This is a genomic window from Ekhidna sp. (assembly GCF_965227465.1).
Taxonomy (GTDB): domain Bacteria; phylum Bacteroidota; class Bacteroidia; order Cytophagales; family Cyclobacteriaceae; genus Ekhidna.
The window spans coordinates 2,036,410-2,054,290 of the sequence record NZ_OZ245746.1 but is presented as its reverse complement, the minus strand read 5'-3'; the positions used below and the strand labels follow the sequence as shown (position 1 = coordinate 2,054,290).

At 39.1% G+C, this 17,881-nt stretch carries 11 protein-coding genes; 3 read left to right on the top strand and 8 right to left on the bottom strand.

The window, feature by feature from the left end:
• Positions 1–6: 6 nt before the first annotated feature.
• Positions 7–1,818, bottom strand: coding sequence for a translational GTPase TypA (gene typA, locus ACO05G_RS09055; protein ID WP_421765653.1), 1,812 nt, complete (start codon positions 1,816–1,818; stop codon positions 7–9).
• Positions 1,819–1,916: 98 nt separating this feature from the next.
• Between typA and metG the strand changes: the two genes are divergently transcribed.
• A complete protein-coding gene (gene metG, locus ACO05G_RS09050) occupies positions 1,917–3,971 on the top strand; it encodes a methionine--tRNA ligase (protein WP_421765652.1) in 2,055 nt (684 codons plus the stop codon).
• 12 nt (positions 3,972–3,983) lie between these two features.
• Here the strand turns inward: metG and ACO05G_RS09045 are convergent, their stop codons facing one another.
• The gene (locus ACO05G_RS09045) at positions 3,984–5,459 is read right to left on the bottom strand and encodes a CRTAC1 family protein (protein WP_421765651.1); all 1,476 of its coding nucleotides are present in this window, start codon (positions 5,457–5,459) and stop codon (positions 3,984–3,986) included.
• Between the two features lie 91 nt (positions 5,460–5,550).
• Positions 5,551–6,837, bottom strand: a complete 1,287-nt coding sequence (locus tag ACO05G_RS09040; protein WP_421765650.1) for an alginate export family protein — start codon at positions 6,835–6,837, stop codon at positions 5,551–5,553.
• 214 nt (positions 6,838–7,051) lie between these two features.
• Between ACO05G_RS09040 and ACO05G_RS09035 the strand changes: the two genes are divergently transcribed.
• Positions 7,052–9,226, top strand: a complete 2,175-nt coding sequence (locus tag ACO05G_RS09035) for a methyl-accepting chemotaxis protein (RefSeq protein WP_421765649.1) — start codon at positions 7,052–7,054, stop codon at positions 9,224–9,226.
• A 27-nt stretch (positions 9,227–9,253) separates the two neighbouring features.
• Here ACO05G_RS09035 and ACO05G_RS09030 read toward each other — a convergent pair whose 3' ends face one another.
• Positions 9,254–10,561 (bottom strand): alpha/beta fold hydrolase, encoded by a 1,308-nt coding sequence (locus tag ACO05G_RS09030; RefSeq protein WP_421765648.1) that lies wholly within the window; start codon positions 10,559–10,561, stop codon positions 9,254–9,256.
• A gap of 117 nt (positions 10,562–10,678) precedes the next feature.
• On the opposite strand from ACO05G_RS09030, the gene ACO05G_RS09025 reads away from it, so the two are divergent.
• On the top strand, positions 10,679–11,410 hold the full coding sequence (locus tag ACO05G_RS09025) for a LytR/AlgR family response regulator transcription factor (protein ID WP_421765647.1): 732 nt from the start codon (positions 10,679–10,681) through the stop codon (positions 11,408–11,410).
• 12 nt (positions 11,411–11,422) lie between these two features.
• Here ACO05G_RS09025 and ACO05G_RS09020 read toward each other — a convergent pair whose 3' ends face one another.
• From ACO05G_RS09020 to ACO05G_RS09005, 4 genes are all read right to left on the bottom strand, one after another.
• Positions 11,423–12,085 (bottom strand): DUF6048 family protein, encoded by a 663-nt coding sequence (locus tag ACO05G_RS09020; protein ID WP_421765646.1) that lies wholly within the window; start codon positions 12,083–12,085, stop codon positions 11,423–11,425.
• Positions 12,054–12,749 carry a hypothetical protein gene (locus ACO05G_RS09015; protein ID WP_421765645.1) on the bottom strand — a complete coding sequence of 232 codons (696 nt, stop codon included), beginning with the start codon at positions 12,747–12,749 and terminating at the stop codon, positions 12,054–12,056. Before ACO05G_RS09015 ends, ACO05G_RS09020 begins: the two co-directional genes overlap by 32 nt.
• 11 nt (positions 12,750–12,760) lie before the next feature.
• Positions 12,761–15,235 carry a replication restart helicase PriA gene (gene priA / locus ACO05G_RS09010; protein WP_421765644.1) on the bottom strand — a complete coding sequence of 825 codons (2,475 nt, stop codon included), beginning with the start codon at positions 15,233–15,235 and terminating at the stop codon, positions 12,761–12,763.
• Between the two features lie 61 nt (positions 15,236–15,296).
• The gene (locus ACO05G_RS09005; RefSeq protein ID WP_421765643.1) at positions 15,297–17,870 is read right to left on the bottom strand and encodes a ligand-binding sensor domain-containing protein; all 2,574 of its coding nucleotides are present in this window, start codon (positions 17,868–17,870) and stop codon (positions 15,297–15,299) included.
• Positions 17,871–17,881: the final 11 nt, after the last annotated feature.

Genomic DNA, 17,881 nt, shown 5'->3' with positions numbered 1-17,881 from the left:
AGTGTTTTAGGCGTTTTCAGCATTTGCCATTCGCTTTCGTTGATTTTCATCCAGATAAATCTTACGCATACGTATAGACTTAGGGGTAACTTCAACATACTCATCTTTCTGTATGTATTCCAGCGCTTCTTCTAAGCTAAACTTCTTAGCTGGAATGATCTTCGCATTGTTGTCAGTACCCGAAGTTCGCATATTGGTAAGTTTTTTCCCTTTTTGGATATTAACGACCAGGTCATTACTTCTTGAGTGCTCTCCAATTACCTGACCTACGTAAAGATCTACCCCTGGGTCAACAAAGAAAGAACCTCTGTCCTGAAGCTTATCTATTGAATAAGCTGTGCCCGGACCATTTTCTATGGAAATTAATGAACCGTTAATTCTACTTGGAATATTACCTTTAAACGGTTGATATTCTTTTAATCTGTGTGTCATAACTGCCTCACCTGCGGTGGCAGTAAGCATATTATTTCTCAAGCCAATAAGTCCCCTTGATGGGATCTCAAATTCCAGGTGCTGAATGTTGCCTTTCGGCTCCATCACTTTCAACTCGCCTTTTCGCTGAGTTACTAACTCAATGGCTTTTCCGGAGTATTCTTCCGGCACATCAATTACCATGTGCTCAATTGGTTCCAGCTTTTGACCATTTTCATCTTCTTTGAAAAGTACCTGTGGCTGACCAACCTGTAGTTCATAACCTTCTCGTCGCATGGTCTCGATCAAAACTGACAAGTGAAGTACTCCTCGGCCATACACTAAAAATTTATCCTCTTTGTCTGTTTCTTGAACTCTCAAAGCAAGATTTTTTTCCAACTCTTTCATCAAGCGGTCACGCAAGTGTCGAGAAGTCACAAACTTTCCTTCCTTACCAAAGAATGGAGAATCATTTATTGTAAAAAGCATACTCATGGTAGGCTCGTCAATTGCAATCCGTTCAAGAATTTCAGGATTTTCAAAATCAGTTAGTGTATCACCAATTTCAAATCCTTCAATGCCTGTAACAGCACAGATATCACCTGCTCTAACTTCTGCAACCTTCTTTTTACCCAGACCTTCAAAAATATGTAACTCCTTGATTTTCACTTTTTTCATGGAGCCATCCTTTTTACTGATACCAAGGGAAGCACCTTCCTTAAGAGTTCCTTGCCATACTCGACCGATCGCTATTCGACCGGTAAAAGATGAATAATCAAGAGAAGTAATCCGCATTGCTGGTACACCCTCTTTGAATTCAGGTGCCGGAATTACTTCAATAATCTTATCCAATAGGGGAGTGATGCTATCGGTGGGCTTTTTCCAATCTTCACTCATCCAACCTTGCTTACTTGATCCATAAAGCGTATGAAAATCAAGCTGCTCCTCCGTGGCATCCAATGAGAACATCAAGTCAAATACTTGTTCGTGCACCTCATCAGGTCGACAGTTTTCTTTGTCTACTTTATTAATTACAACAATAGGAGTAAGTCCTAAACCCAAGGCTTTACCAAGGACAAATCGTGTTTGCGGCATTGGACCTTCAAAAGCATCACAAAGAAGGATTACTCCATCGGCCATTTTCAATACACGTTCTACTTCACCACCAAAGTCAGCGTGACCAGGAGTATCAATGATATTTATCTTAACTCCTTTGTATTCAGCGGATACGTTTTTAGAAAGGATGGTAATTCCTCTTTCACGTTCCAGATCATTGTTGTCAAGGATCAATTCACCCTTCTCCTGATTCTCACGAAATTCCTGAGTAGCGTAAATGATTTTGTCAACGAGCGTAGTTTTGCCATGGTCAACGTGTGCGATGATGGCAATATTTCTAATTTCTTGCATGCAATACTTAAATGAGCCGCAAAATTAGACAGAATGATTGTGGAATACACTATAAGAGGTAAACACAAAACTTATATTTGCGGACTCTTATCGAATTTATGAGCAAACAATACAAACGACATACGATCACAGCAGCACTTCCATATGCCAATGGGCCAGTACATATTGGACATTTAGCAGGGGTGTATGTGCCCGCAGATATATATGTGAGATACCTCAGAAACAAAGGTCAAGATGTAGCTTTTGTGTGCGGTTCTGATGAACATGGAGTTGCAATCGAATTGAGGGCAAGAAAAGAAGGTAAATCACCACAAGAAGTAGTGGATTTTTATCACAACCAAATCAAGAACTCTTTCGAAAAGTTTGGAATCAGCTTTGATATCTATCATCGAACGTCATCTGAGCTGCATCATGAAACAGCTTCTGAATTTTTTAAAAAAATGGAAGCTGACGGAAAGTTTACCGTTGAAACATCAGAGCAGTTTTTTGATGAGAAAGAACAACAATTCCTGGCAGATAGATACATTAAGGGAACCTGTCCCAACTGCGGCTATGAAGAGGCCTATGGCGACCAATGTGAACGATGTGGAACTACACTTAGCCCAACTGAACTGAAAAACCCTAAATCCATGCTAAGTGGAGAAGTACCTGTGATGAAGGAAACGAAGCATTGGTATCTGCCACTGGACAAGTTTGAGCCATGGCTGAAAGAGTGGTTGCTAGAAGGTCACAAGGAGTGGAAATCTAATGTCTATGGTCAGTGCAAAAGCTGGATTGATAATGGTTTGCGTCCACGACCGATGACCAGGGACTTAAAGTGGGGGATTCCTGTTCCAGTTGAAGGTGGAGATGGTAAAGTTTTGTATGTGTGGTTCGATGCTCCTATCGGCTATATCTCTGCGACAAAGCAGTGGGCAGCCGATACTGGAAAAAATTGGGAAGACTACTGGAAATCAGAAGACACTCGCCTGTTACATTTCATTGGGAAAGACAACATTGTTTTTCACTGCATCATCTTCCCAACACTACTAAAAGCTGAAGGAAGCTACGTACTTCCGGATAACGTTCCAGCAAATGAATTTTTAAACCTGGAAAGCAACAAAATCTCTACCTCCCGAAATTGGGCGGTTTGGTTGCATGAGTACTTGGAGGAATTTCCAGAGAAGCAGGATGTGTTACGTTATACACTCACTGCTAATGCTCCTGAGACGAAAGACAATGACTTTACCTGGAAGGATTTTCAGACAAGAAACAATAGTGAGCTAGTAGCCATTTTCGGCAACTTTGTGAATCGAGCGGTAGTATTAACGCACAAGTATTTTGAAGGTAAAGTGCCAACGATAGGATCATTGATGCCGATCGACGAAGAAGTTATCAAGGCTGTGAGTGAAGCTCCATCTAAAATTCAGGCAGCTCTTGATCAGTTTAAATTTAGAGAGGCACTGAGTCAGATGATGGAGCTAGCAAGAATTGGGAATAAATACCTGGCAGATACTGAGCCATGGAAACTGATTAAAGAAGATCAAGAGAGGGTTGAAACCATCTTAAACATTGCGCTCCAAATCAGCGCGAATCTGGCAATAGTATGTGAACCATTCCTTCCATTTACTGCTGCAAAGCTGACAGGAATTCTAAATACTGAAAGTAGACGTTGGACTGAAGCTGGAGGCGTGGATTTCCTCTCAGATGGTCATCAGTTGAATAAAGCTACCTTACTTTTTGAGAAGATAGAAGATAAGGATGTAGAAGCACAAGTGAACAAATTATTGGAAACAAAGAAAATGAACGAACAAGAAAATATAACTCCTGATTTACCCGCTTTGAAAGATGAGATCGTATTTGATGATTTTATGAAGATGGACTTGAGGGTAGGAGAGATTAAGACCGCAGAGAAAGTAGAAAAGTCTAATAAACTGCTCATGTTCACGGTAGACATGGGACTGGAGACTCGTACTATCTTAAGTGGAGTAGCTAAACATTTCACACCGGAAGAAATGATTGGTAAGAAGGTGACGGTAATGGCTAATCTTGCACCACGTAAGATCATGGGAGTTGAGTCGCAGGGGATGTTGCTGTTTGCCGAAAATACTGATGGTAAACTTGTGGCAGTAAGTCCGGGACAAGATGCACAAAACGGAGCTCAAATAAACTAAGTAGCACTGGCGCTAATCTATCTTTTTTATTGAGCCTGCTTCTATTACCAACCAATGAGTATTAACTACTAATTTTTCATACGTGCTAATGGCACCAGAAGGCCAATAAATTTTAACGGAATCAATAATAGCGCTTTGGTCTAATCCGAAATGTAATTCATAATCGTTTTGACTTGCATATCCGGTGATTGGATACATCCACCTATGTTGGAATTTTTCCGTACCACTCTCTGAAATTTTTAATTGTACATGAGTACCAATTCCAAAGCTATTTGAGTCAGTTCCTTTAAGCCTGAATGAAACCCAGTTTTTACCTGAGGTTTGGTTGAGGTAGAGTCGATTTGGGTCGTTATTTCCCCAATTAGCAACAAAAACATCCAAATCACCGTCCCTATCAAAGTCTGCATGAGCCACACCAGCCGTTGTATCTGCATGTATTTCGAGGACTCCTTTGGTATAGCGATTAAATTTACCAGACCCAGTATTTAGGTAGAGGAAGTTTTGCATGTCTGGCTTGTAAGTTCCATTTCCCAAATACAAATCTATATCGCCATCATTGTCATAGTCACCCCACGTATGACCCTTGGAAGCTCCATTTTTCTCTTCTACTAATGCTCCTTCCTTTATCTGAGTAAAATCCCCATTTCCATTGTTTGACAATAGCAGGTTCTCTTTATCAAAATTGGCGATGAAAAGGTCCAAATCACCATCGTCATCAAAATCTACCCAGGACGATCCGTACGCATACCCTAGATCTTCGATGTGAGGACCTGAAGTAATTTTCTTAAAGTTCCATTCCCCCAGATTTTTATAATAAAAGTTTTGCTGTCGAGCATTTCCAACAAATACCTCAGGTAATGCGTCATTGTTTGCATCACCACATGCACATGTTCTTCCACTTCCGTTCCCTTCACCGAGTAAATGATTATTCATTGGTTTGAAATTGCCTTCACCAATATTTTGGTAGAGCATATTCCCATTGTATCGATAACCAATAAGTAGAACATCGAGATCTCCATCCAGATCATAATCGGCCCAACAAGCCATTGAAGAGCTCAAACTATCTTTAGTAAGTACATGATCTGAAACATATGAAAGTTTACCAGTTCCATCGTTTTGAAAAAGTTGATTGGCCTCATAACCTCTACTACATATATAGAGGTCCAAGTCTCCGTCATTGTCATAATCAACCCAACTTATGCCTTCAGAGGATCCATCGAATGGACTATCTATAGCTACTTTGATGAATTTTCCCGTTTCGCTGTACTTATATAACGTATTTGATTGTCCTTGAGAGTTAGATGTATAAAGCTCCGGCAATCCATCTCCATCTACGTCTCCCCAAGCGACACCTCTCGTAGGTCCGTTTTCATTCTCAATTACCTCCTTACTGACTTGAACAAAAATATTGTCGAATTCTTTTTCAGAAGGATTTTGTCCTAGTGTTACAAGTGGGAATAGTATCGCTAGAAATAATACTTTTTTCAATGGACAATTTTTAGAGAAGAAAATGTACGGAGTTATTTAACGGCTCATGCGCAAAGTCGTTACGCTTTGTAACTCTAAGTGGTATAAGTGATTACTTTTTAAATAATGTAGGCGTATACGACAGCTGTAAATATGCAAAATGTGCTATTTCATCCTCATCGCCTCTTTGCTTGAGAATACGCATGCTTTCTGTGGCGAAAAAATGGGTATAAGCAAAACTCACAGTCATGTTGCTATAAGGCCTGTAGGTAACGAACGTATCTATCTCATAGCCGAGATGTTTATCATCCGTAATGGAATTATTTTCTACATCAAAAATACTTTCTGGAGTAGAGAAGGAGTGAGCGTGAATAGCAGTGCTCCACTTGGAGTTCACTTTGTGTCTAAACTTCAGGAAATAGTTTGCTAAACCACCTGGAACATCAAAACCACCTGCATAGAACATATCCTGAATACCATAGTACCTATGCCTTCGCGCATACAATGGAATGAATGTGCTGGTTTCGTTGAATGTTGGATCTTGTAAGTTCTCTGCACTTGTACCTGACAAAATATCAAAACCACCTGTAAGGCTTGACTTTTTAGATATTGGCAGCTCAAGTTGTAAGGCTGCCATGCTAGCTTGTACATTTTGATCAGTCTGATTCTTTCCTCGTTGAAGGTAGAAACTACCAGTCAGCTTAGCATTACCGAATTTTTGGACCCCATAAAACCCGACTGTTTTAAAGTGATTGATGGATGTATCTGCCAACTGCTGGCCCAAGTCCAGGAATAAAAATGACAATTCTGTTGATTTGAATTTTTTGTTGAGCCAAACCATGCCCATGTTTTTGTAGTATCCACCTTCTGAATATATGGCTTGAAATAGCTCTTCCTGCTCATTGTTTACACCTCCTGCCAGGTGTATCTGAAAGGAGGAGTCAGTACTTTGCCATTGCAGTAAGGCTGCATCATGTGTCCGTGCCTGAAGACGCCAGGTGCTGTTGCTTAGAATTTTAAGATCATCATATTCAAATTCCTGCCTACCAATTTTCAAACTCAACCGATCTATCACGTTGAATTTTACCCAGGCTTGATAGAGGTTCACTGTGGAGGCAGTGGTGTTCAGGTCATATTGTCCCCATGTACGGATATCCTGAAAGGAAAGAAAAGACTCTACATGGTTTTTATCTTTAAAAGAAGCATTTAGTCTGGTTCTTTGTGTAATGAGAGAAACTCCTTTTTCACCGGGCTTACTTAGTGTCTGGTAACCATCTCGAAATTCAGCCCTAGGTCGGAACTCTGCTCCTAATTTAAATTGAGAGAATCCGAAAAATTGAATAAGCACACAGGCAGAAATTGTTAATAATGTCTTTTTGATCATAAATGATTTTTTCATTTTCTGAACACCATTCAGAAATGCGAAGTAGCGATTTTAGTTTGCACCAGGTGAGCAAAAATAAGTACTTCTTTTTTGTAGGTATCAAACTATTTAAAAACCTACAGCGTCGATGAAATTCATTGGTTTAGCGACTTTTCTAAGCTGTATTCATAGGTTGGAGTATATTTAGGTATCTAAAACCAACCATCACATCTAAAACCTAATTCTCCAAATGAAACTAAGGCTCAAGATTGCCCTATTTATAGGTGGATTATTGCTCCTGACTGTCACGATTATTAGTACAGTAACTATTCTAAGCATTCAGGCTAAAAGCGAAGAAGATATTAATGCCTTCAGAAATGATGAGTTAAGAAAAGCCAGACTTAGATTAGAAAACGTAGTTGATTTGGCTTACGGAATTGTAAGGGATGCATATTCAAATGCGGAGAAACAAGAAGAATCCTTGCAAGAGGCACTAAGAGTACTTTCCCAAATTCGTTTTGACGGGAAAGAGGGTTATTTCTGGATAACGGATACTCAATTGCCATATCCCAAAATGATAATGCATGCAGCTAAGCCACAGAATGAAGGCAAGGTAATGAGTGATGAAAAGTATAATGTAGTACAAGGGAAAGACGGCAAAAACTTGTATCAGGAACGCGTAGAACAATCCCTTGCATATGATACTGCCTTTGTAGAGTACTACATGGTAAAACCAGAGGAAGACAAGGTATACTCAAAGCTTTCGTATTCCAGGTTGTTTAAGCCGCTGAGCTGGATTATTTCTTCAGGGATTTATACCGACTCCATCGATGCTGCTGTTCAGTTAAAAAAAGATGAACTGACAGATCAGCTTGCCGGAGTTATATATAAGGTGATCGGCATATCATTGATTCTTCTTATTCTAGGGTTAAGGATCGGTTTCTATTTTAGTAATCAAATTGTGGATGCCATAGTAGGAGTTAGAGACCGACTGATATTACTTTCCAAAGGGAGGAAAGTAGCTAAAATAGATAGAGTAAGGAAAGACGAAATAGGTGATATGACTTCCTCGCTAAATCAGCTGGTGGATAGTTCTGTTAGCTATACAAAATTTGCAATTGAAATAAGTAGGGGGAATTTAGCTGGTGATTTTGGTGATTTTGATGATAAAAATGTACTAGGCAGTCAACTTGAGAGAATGCGGAGAAATCTTAAACAAGTTGTCTCACAAACCAATGAAGTATTACTCGAAGCTGGTGATCAAGGAAATCTTAAAGCTCGAATTTCAACTGACGAGAAAAGTGGGGTATGGCTGGAAATGGCTGAGTCCGTCAACAAGCTTTTAAGTTCAGTATCAGAGCCCATTTTTGAAGTAAATCGTGTGGCGAATGCAATGGCTGAAGGGGATCTTTCAGAAAGGATGGAAACCAACAGCAAAGGGGATATACAATTGTTAACAGACAATCTAAATCTGGCACTGGACAAATTGAATGTATTGCTTTCTGATAGTGTTTCCATAACACGGAACGTAGAGGAATCAGCCGTCGAAATGCTGGCGACAGGCGAGGAGATGTCCCGAAGCACCGGAGAAATAGCTTCAGCTACTGCCCAGATGAGCAGTGGAGCTCAATCACAGGTGCAAAAAGTAGATGAATCTTCACAATTGATAGAAGGAGTCTTGGGCACTTCTAACGACATGAAATCAAAGGCTCAAGCCATTAATGACGCTGCAAAGTTAGGATCAGAAAAAAGCCAGGAGGGTAAAGGAATGCTCAATGAACTTAAGATAAGCATTTCTGATATTATTAAATACACTACAAAAAGTAGCGAATCAATAAAAGTGCTGAAGGGTAGGTCCATTGAAATTAATCAAGTGTTATCTGTCATTACAGAAATTGCTTCTCAGACCAATTTGCTAGCACTAAATGCTGCAATTGAAGCTGCACAAGCAGGCGATGCAGGCCGAGGATTTGCAGTGGTTGCTGAAGAAATCAGGAAGCTAGCGGAAGACTCTCGTACATCTGCAATAAGAATAGAACAGCTTATCTCTGATGTTCAAAAAGATACACTCGAAACATCCAGAACAATGGATGAAATGAGTCAGCGGGTGCAATCAGGTACAGAGGTCTCAAGTGCGGCTCTTGAAATATTTAAAGAAATCACGGAATCCTCAAATAATACCTTAGTACTCTCAGAAGAGATTGTCTCGGCAAGTGAAAATCAATTAAAAAAGATTCAGGATGTGGTTGCGATCATTGAAGGAGTGGTTGTCATTGCGGAACAAACTGCAGCAGGAACTGAAGAAGTAGCTAGTTCAGCTACAGAGCTTGCTTCCGGTATGGATAATTATAAATTGAAATCTACTAGCCTGACTAAAGTAGCTTCAGGCTTAAAAGGGGAGCTTTCTAAATTCAAACTGAGCTAAGTAGAACACTCAGCTCAGTGGTTTGATTTAATCTTCAATCATCTCTTTCGCCCAATTGATCACTAATTTGGGTAACTGTGGATCCCACTTTCCGGGTTTGAAATTAAATGAATCATCAGGTGATTCATGAATTGTATTCCAATGATCCAGTCCAGGATAAATATGAAGTTGATGATCTTGATGATTATTACGATCTAGTACTTTCATGATTAAGTGATTATCGAATTCTGACATAATCCAATCATTGGATCCATATAAAATTCTGACAGGTACTTTAACCTTTTCCCAAGAAGAGGCCAGATCAAAATTTTGTAGTTGCTGATAGTAGGTTACAGGACGACCATACATGTGTTCAGGGCTGTGATAATTGAAGTCCTTGAGTGCCGGATACTCCTCAATAACTTGTGCATAGGTCTTTTTTTGAATGAGCATTCCATAGTAAAGAGGGATATACGCTTCGTTCATTTTTTTGGCTATAGTGGCTTCATTGTCTCCGCTCATTTGTCTAATACGTCTTTCTATTTCAAGCATGTGTTCAAACCAGGTCTTAAAGAATGTACCATCAGAGATAACACCGGCAAGGTTATGTCTCATAGCAAGCCATGGTGCCAATGCACTACCCATACTTGCTCCATAAACTATAATTCGAGTACTGTCTACATAGTCTTTCATTTTTAGACTTTGTAATGCCACTTCATAGCCATTAAGCTCCGTTTTGAAATCGGTACACCCACAGTCTCCCTCACTATCGCCAACGCCTGGTTTATCCACTCGCATGACGACCATTCCTGATTCTTCAACCAAACTCTCAATCATTTTAACCCAATTATTGGATCGCTCTGAATACATCTCTATGGTAGAACAACTGAGTCCTTGCACCAAAAAGATGGCTGGTAGTTTTTGCTTTGGGTCGGGTGTCGTAATAATTGTTCGTTGGCGAATGCCATAATCATTCACAATGCTTTCATAGTAGGTATCCAATCCACGGTGAGATTCTATTTTGAGCGGTCTTAATTCGACTTGTTTTTTAAGCCAAGCAGACCCACGTTTGATATGCAAGGTGGTGATTTCGTTTGCTCTTATACTGTAGATAATATGATCCCAGTCTAAACTACTCAATACCTTACGATCATTTACCTGGATAATCCTGTCACCAACCAAGACTCCATTTTTTGAAAGTATAGCATTAGGTTCTACGGATTGTACGATCGCTCCAGGAGTGTTATTGTCGGGTCCTATGAATGTTGCTTCAAAGTCAGCTCTTCTGGCGAGTTCTTGACTGACTAATACAGAAGAAAAGATGTATAAGATGAGAAGTAGAATTAATTTATGCATGCCTTCTTGATTGATTTGATTATTCAATTCTACTATCGGAAGTTGATTTGGATCTAGTTGTTATTTAACCGCTCGGGATTTTTATGTAAACTGCGGTAGTTTCAGGATATCCATTTTATGAATTATCTCTTTGGGTCGCGTATTCTTACACATATATTCTTCTGGCTGGGATATTTTTTGCTCTTTGGTTTCATATGGGAAAATGGGGAAGGTTATGCCTCTTCGTACTTTCTGGAGTTTGTCTTGTTGCCTATTCGTATTGGTGTAGCCTATGCTACCTTGTATTGGCTGTTGCCCAATGTCTTGCTGCGAAAGCAGTTTGTAAGATTCCTGCTCATGTTTATTGGTTTATTGCTTGTTGGAGCTGTGCTCCAGAGATTCGTTATCTACTTCTTTTATGATGGAAACATAACCTTTGATATTCATTTGGTTTTAAGTGGAAGTGATGTTTTAAGGGCCGTTATTTTAATCAACTCTACCGCACTCTTATTATTGGCTCTGAAAATTCTGAAACTATATTTTCAAGAACGTGCCATTAATCAACCAATTCATGATACTTCTATAGAAGTAAAATCGGATAAAAGATATTACCGGTTGATACCAGATGATATCCTTTATATCGAAGGATTAGGAAATTACATTACTTATCACTTAACAAATGGAAGGAAGATAATTGGGTATAATAGCCTAAAGAAAGCTGAAGCTGAATTGCCTGAACACTTCATTCGCATTCATAAATCGTTTATTGTCAATGCCCAATCAGTCATATCTTATGATAAAAATTCTGTAGAGATCGCAAAAGACAAATTTCTACCTATTGGAAATTCATTTGATTTTAAGACTTCATGAACTCAAGAAGGTCTAAAATGTCACTTTCAAAAAGAAATTAGCGGCAGGAATAGTTTTATCAAAAGCGCGACCGTAACCCGGGATGGAATAAACGTCAATTGGGGTTTGCTCATCATAGTTTGCGAGCATTCTAAATCGTAGCTTAAGACCTAAACGAAAGAGGTCTGAATCTTTCAAAAGTCGCATGTCTGTATTTAAGACAATTTCATACCAATTAGCGGTTAAATCTTCTCTTTCAATATTTTGCACATAATCTTCCTGGGATTCACTAGGACTTGAGATGAATATTCGACCATTTTCCGAAAATGTTGATGACGCATATCGAAACGAGATTCCAATGTTATTTTTTGCTGTGAACTGGTTAAAATATCCGGTACCAACTCTGAAATAAGTACCTTCACTTTCATAGGTCCCATTTGAATAGGCCCCTTCCGGGGTAAGTATAGCCTGTCCAACCTCGATGATCAATGGAAACTTCTCAATAAACAGGAGTTCCAATCCTCCTTCATATTTTGTTTCAATATTGGTAGGGATGGTTAAAAGCTTGCCATAGTCAATATAGAGAGATGTTGTAACAGAACGAGTAGACGCAAGTGAATCTACCTGTTCAGTTTGGGCAAAGCTCAACGTTGACAGTGAGAGTTTAAAAATAAAAAGTAAATATGGTTTCACCATCTACACAGTTTTCTTCACAATTATCAAATGAGTCAAAGGTAGTTGTGACTACCTGAATATCTTTCGCTCTTATTAGCACATTTCTTTCCTGGTCCAATTCATGAAAAGTATTATAGCTAAGCTCAATTAAACGTGGTATTCCCGCAATGGTGATTTCATATTGATTAAAGTCCTTGTTGTATGATAACGGGATACTCCAGGTTGTCGCACTATCCTCATAGGAGGATACATTTGATGTACCCAGAATTTCAATCTGATCAACTTTCAAGAGTCCGGTGTTAATGGATGCTTTTGTCTGATTCAGGATAGGGGTAATGGTGTCAGTACCTAAATTCTTAATTACAAATAGTAACGAATCGGATTGTCTGGACATTATCCAATCTTCCAGTGCCATTTTTTCACTATTGAGATCTCCTCCATTTTGGATCGAATCATTGATAGTTTCGAGACTATCTCTCAATATTGAAAGCGAATCAATGTTTGCCGCCAGCGAGGAATCATTGAAAGAAATTATAGCTAAACTATCATCTATACTTTGAATACTATCCTGATTTATAAAAATCAAAGAAATAGTCGGTTCAAAAGAAACTGAGTCGCAATCATCACATGGATCACATGAGATGATTAAAAGAAAGATAACGAAAATACTTAGACTGTTTTTCACTCGTTTCGAAACTAAATCGGGTCTACGTCAAATACCACGCCAACACTTTTAAACGCAGGCATTTGTTTCATCATTTGCTCTACGGAACGTAGGTATTCCTTTACGGCCGGCAAGTTAATGCCTTGCTTCTCAATTTTCAATGTGATTTCGTGCAGATACATATTTCTGATTTTGCCAATCAAGGGTTCCACGGGTCCAATCATTCGCTGGTTTCCCAAATTTTTACGAATGTCTGCAGCAAAGAAGTTGGACGCCTGGAAGGATACTGTTTTTTCTCTGTGCTTGAAGGTGATGTTAATGAGCCGGGTGAAAGGTGGATAATGGAAGTGTTCTCTCTCCATGATCTCCCATTGAAAAAAGGATTTATAATTATCGTTTCTAGCTCTTTGTAATAGCTCCTGATCAGGGTCGTTGGTTTGAACGATCACCTTACCATTTTTGGACTTTCTTCCTGCTCGCCCACTCACCTGAGAGATAAGATGATAGGCTCTCTCGTGCGAACGAAAATCCGGAAAGTGAATCATTCGATCTGTATCAAATATGCCCACCAGATTGACGCGATCAAAATCAAGACCTTTGCTCACCATCTGTGTTCCCACCAGGATATCAATATTTCCTTCTTCAAACTCTTCGATTATTCGCTGGTAACCATACTTGCTGCGAGTGGTATCCAAATCCATTCGTTGAATGATTGCTTGAGGAAAAAGGAGTTTGAGTTCTTCCTCTAATTCCTCGGTTCCAAAACCCACGTTTCTCATTTCAGTGCTTCCACAACTCAAACAATCAGCGTACATGCTTTGATTATAGCCACAGTAGTGACAAACCAGTTTATTGTTAAACTGGTGGTAAGTGAGACTGACGGAGCAGTTTGGGCATTTTGGAATAATATTACAATTATCACAAGTGATATAAGAAGCATACCCTCTGCGGTTTTGAAAAAGGATCACTTGCTCTTTCTTATCCAAAGATTCTTGAATAGCCTCCACAAGCACAGAGGTGAAGTTCCCCTTGAGTTTTCGTTGTTTTCTTTCTCGCTGAACATTGGCAAATTCCATAGTGGGATGGTAGGCTTCTCCATACCGCGAGGTGAGTTCTACCAAACCATATTTATGATCTAAGGCATTTTGATAGGTCTCCAGTGAAGGGGTCGCTGTGCCTAGCAACACTTTAGCATCATGGATGGTAGACAGATAGATTGCCGAGTCTCTCGCATGATATCTGGGAGATGGTTCAAACTGCTTATAAGAAGGCTCATGCTCCTCATCTACGATGATCAATCCTAAATCTGTGAAAGGCAGAAAAACTGCACTACGTACACCAACAACAAACTGATATTCTTTTTTGATTATTTTCTGCCAAACTTCTACGCGTTCGTTATCCGAATATCGAGAGTGGTATACTCCAAACGAATCTCCAAAAATGCGGTGGAGCCTGGCTATGATTTGAGTGGTTAATGCAATTTCTGGTAAGAGATACAGCACTTGTTTTCCCTGATCAACCTGTTCTTTGATTAATTCAATAAAAATCTCTGTCTTTCCACTCCCCGTGATTCCATGCAGTAGCACAGTATTCTTATCTTCAAATAATGTAATGATTTCTCTACGGCAATGTTCCTGTACTTGACTTAAGGTGATTTTTTTGCGGATATGACCTTTTTCGGAAGGAAGGCGTGAGACTACTTCTTCCCATTCGATTAAAATTTGATTTTTTATAAGCGTTTTCAGTGACGAAGGACTGATGTCATTAGATAGCAGTGTTGACTTCAGTATCCCTCTTGCATTGCTTCCGGGATCATCTAATACAGGGACATCTCTCAAATAAGCGAGCAGCACATCTTGCTGTTTGACTTTTCCTTCGAACTCATTAAGCAATCCTTCCAGCATGGATTCTTCCATGAATGAGTCCGATAGCCTGATTCGTTTTACCTTTTTTGGTATGTATTTGTCCTTTACTTTTTCAAACAAATCAATAAAACCCTTCTCTGAAAGTTGCTTTAAGATTCGATGGGGTTGTTTGAGTCCTAAAATTTCAGCCACATCCTTCATGGCGAGATCATTAGTTTTGAGTGAATGGAGCAACTGAAATGCTCTGTGGTCAATGTCAATGTCATCCGGGTTGATCTCCGGATTGATAGCAACAAAAGATTCACTTGAAAGCTTAAGGGCCGCAGGAAGGGCAGCATTGACGACTTCCCCTAATGAACACATATAGTATCGAGCCATCCACTTAAAAAATTTCAATTGGAGTTCATTGACAATAGGCTCGTCATCCAATACATCAATAAGCTCTTTTGGTTGATAATCAGAAGGGGACTTTGCATGCAGATTAAGAACAATACCGGTATAGATTTTCTTCTTTCCAAAGGAAACCACCACACGAGAACCTGGAGAAACCGAATTTTTAAAAGCGGGTGGGATGTGATAAGTAAATGTCCCATGGAGCGGGAGAGGAAGTATTACTTCACAATATGTGTTTGTATCAATCACAGCGACTCGAAGCTACAAAAATAGGAGCTCAATTTGTCGTTTTGCATTGAGCTATTAGATTCTAGTTGTTACGGGTTCGTGACTCTTCTTGTTCGCTGAGAACGTCATTAATGGAATAGATTACCGCATCTAGCTCACCAATGGATTCCTTAAGTATGCTAAAAAGTTTCTTGTCCATTATCTCATCATCAGAAATTTCAGCGACTTGTAATGCACTCATCATTTTAGTCAGCGGTCCCCTGAGGTGATGAGCATTTAAATAGGCTGACTCTTCAAGCTGCAGGTTTTTATTTTCAAGTTCTTGTGTCCTCTCCTTAACTTTCTTTTCTAGCTGCTCATTGAGTAGGGTGATTTCTTTTGTTCGTGTAGCTACTTGATTTTTCAACTTCCTCTGCTTCCGGATTAAGTACAAGTACCTGAAGTAGAAAATCACTCGTGCAATTACGGCCAATAGTAAAAAGACGAAAATGAAGAACCACCACTGCGAATAAAAAGGAGGTTTTACGCTAAAGCTAAAGGAGGATATTGGTCCCCATGCATCTGAACCAAATCGAGCTTGAATTTCAAATTGATAATCACCTGAGCCTAAATTACTGAAAACGATATCATTTGATGGATCCGATTTTTCTATCCATTTATCCTGATGATTAACCCTATACCTAAAATTGATTTTGTCTTCATCAATATAAGAGAGACACTGAAATGATACTTGAATACCGTTTAAATCATACGGCAATTCGTTGTTTCTAAAAGCACTTAAGAAGGCTCCATCTTCAGTAACTATTTCAACAATATCTACTTCTAGGTTTAGGTTTTCTGTGAATTGGGAGCCTTCTATAAAGACCGAAACACCTTTCTCTGTTCCAATCCAAATTTGTCCATTTGAATCTTCAAATAGCGCATTTCGATTAATTTCATTACCTGATAGGCCTCCATCCAAATCGTATAACCTGAGCTTTCCTTCCTGATATAAATAGGCCCCATGATCACTTCCAATCCATAATCGTTTCTTGCTGTCTGTCAGCAGACTATATACTGGGGCGTTGATTTGCACTTTATTCCATCGGCTTAGCTCATTTTCCTCAACAATACCCACTCCATCTCTGGTGGCCACTAACGTGTCACCTTCAAAAATTGTAGCTTGAAAGACACTACTAAGATCAATGTTTGAGGAAGAATAGTTTCTGAACGTGGAACCATCATAAATATAAAGGCCCTCTGAAATTGATGAAAGGGCTAAAAGATTACCAATGTTAGTAATGTTCCGTATCCCTATATTATCATTTACTTTTATCAGGTCATCATTCACAAGCGAGTAGATTCCACTATTGCCAGCAGTGTAAATAGTACCATTATATGATCCTACCGAAGTGAATTTGAGACGTTCACCAGAAAAAACTCGTTCAGGATTTATGAAACTATTCTTGTTATACATCAAGAGACCTTGATCATTAGTGGCAATGAATAGTCGGTTGTTAATGGTGTCTTCAGCCACTGATAGGTTTCGGTAATTCAGATTTTTGGCAATTTCATAACTGTAGTGATCAATGTGGTTGTCTTTGAGGATATTGAAATCATAGTGATTTGCTAAAAAAATCGAACCATCTTGTAATTCAGTGATTGCTGTCACTTCATCATCAATCAGCCCTGATGACTCATTGTAATTTAAAAATTGGAGAACATTAAATTTGAACAGACCCCTTGAATCACTTACCCATATGTTGTTTTCTTTATCGCAGAAAATCCGAGTACTTCCAATATTTAAGTTCTGGCCCTTGATTAGCAAATTCTGCCAGGTATTGTTCTCATAATTTATGATTCTGGCAGGTGTGCTTGACCCAAAAAAAACTTTACCATTTTGATCAACAACCAGGCTGCTTTGATTTACCGAGGAAGAAGTGCTCAATCCGGCATCATTTAGCAGGAAATTGATTTGCTGATTTTCTAACTCCGCATACCAGTTAAATCCAAGTAGGTATAACACTCCCTTTCTATAATCTAGTGTGAGTATGTTTTTAGAAGGCAGTTTATCGTAGGGTAAAGAAATTATTCTCAATTCGTTATTAACGATTTCATATAGGCCCTTAGAGGTAGTTATTACCCATTTCTCATCGAGTTGATGTATGTTGTTTATTTTATGATTATTTAATTCTAGTTGAGACCATTCATCCTGTGACATGTCATAAATGAAGAGTTTGCTCTTAGCCCCGATGATGCAGTAGTACTGATTGTTTCTTTTAAACACATTAAATGAGAGGTGACTATCAAAGTTTTCAAACGGGAATGGAACTGCTATTTTGGTCCATTCTGTGTGATATTTTTGGAAAGTAAAGGTCGTTTTATTTAGTCCGATCACCCAAACAAGGCTGTCAGATATAATGATTTTAGAATTATATGAGGAAGGAAGGTTTAGAGAGTCAGCAAATGAGTGCCACTTTTGACCATTATAATAGGTGGGTCCAGATTTGGTTACAAACCACATCATACCTGAGGGATGTTGCGCAATATCAAATACGCTGTTACTTGGCATGCCATCAGAAGTCATGTATTGCCTGACCGGAAAATATTGAGCCGAACAGTACGTGGTGATTATCACACCAATCAAGAATAGCGATATGCTTCTTCGTGTATTCACTAGTTAATGAA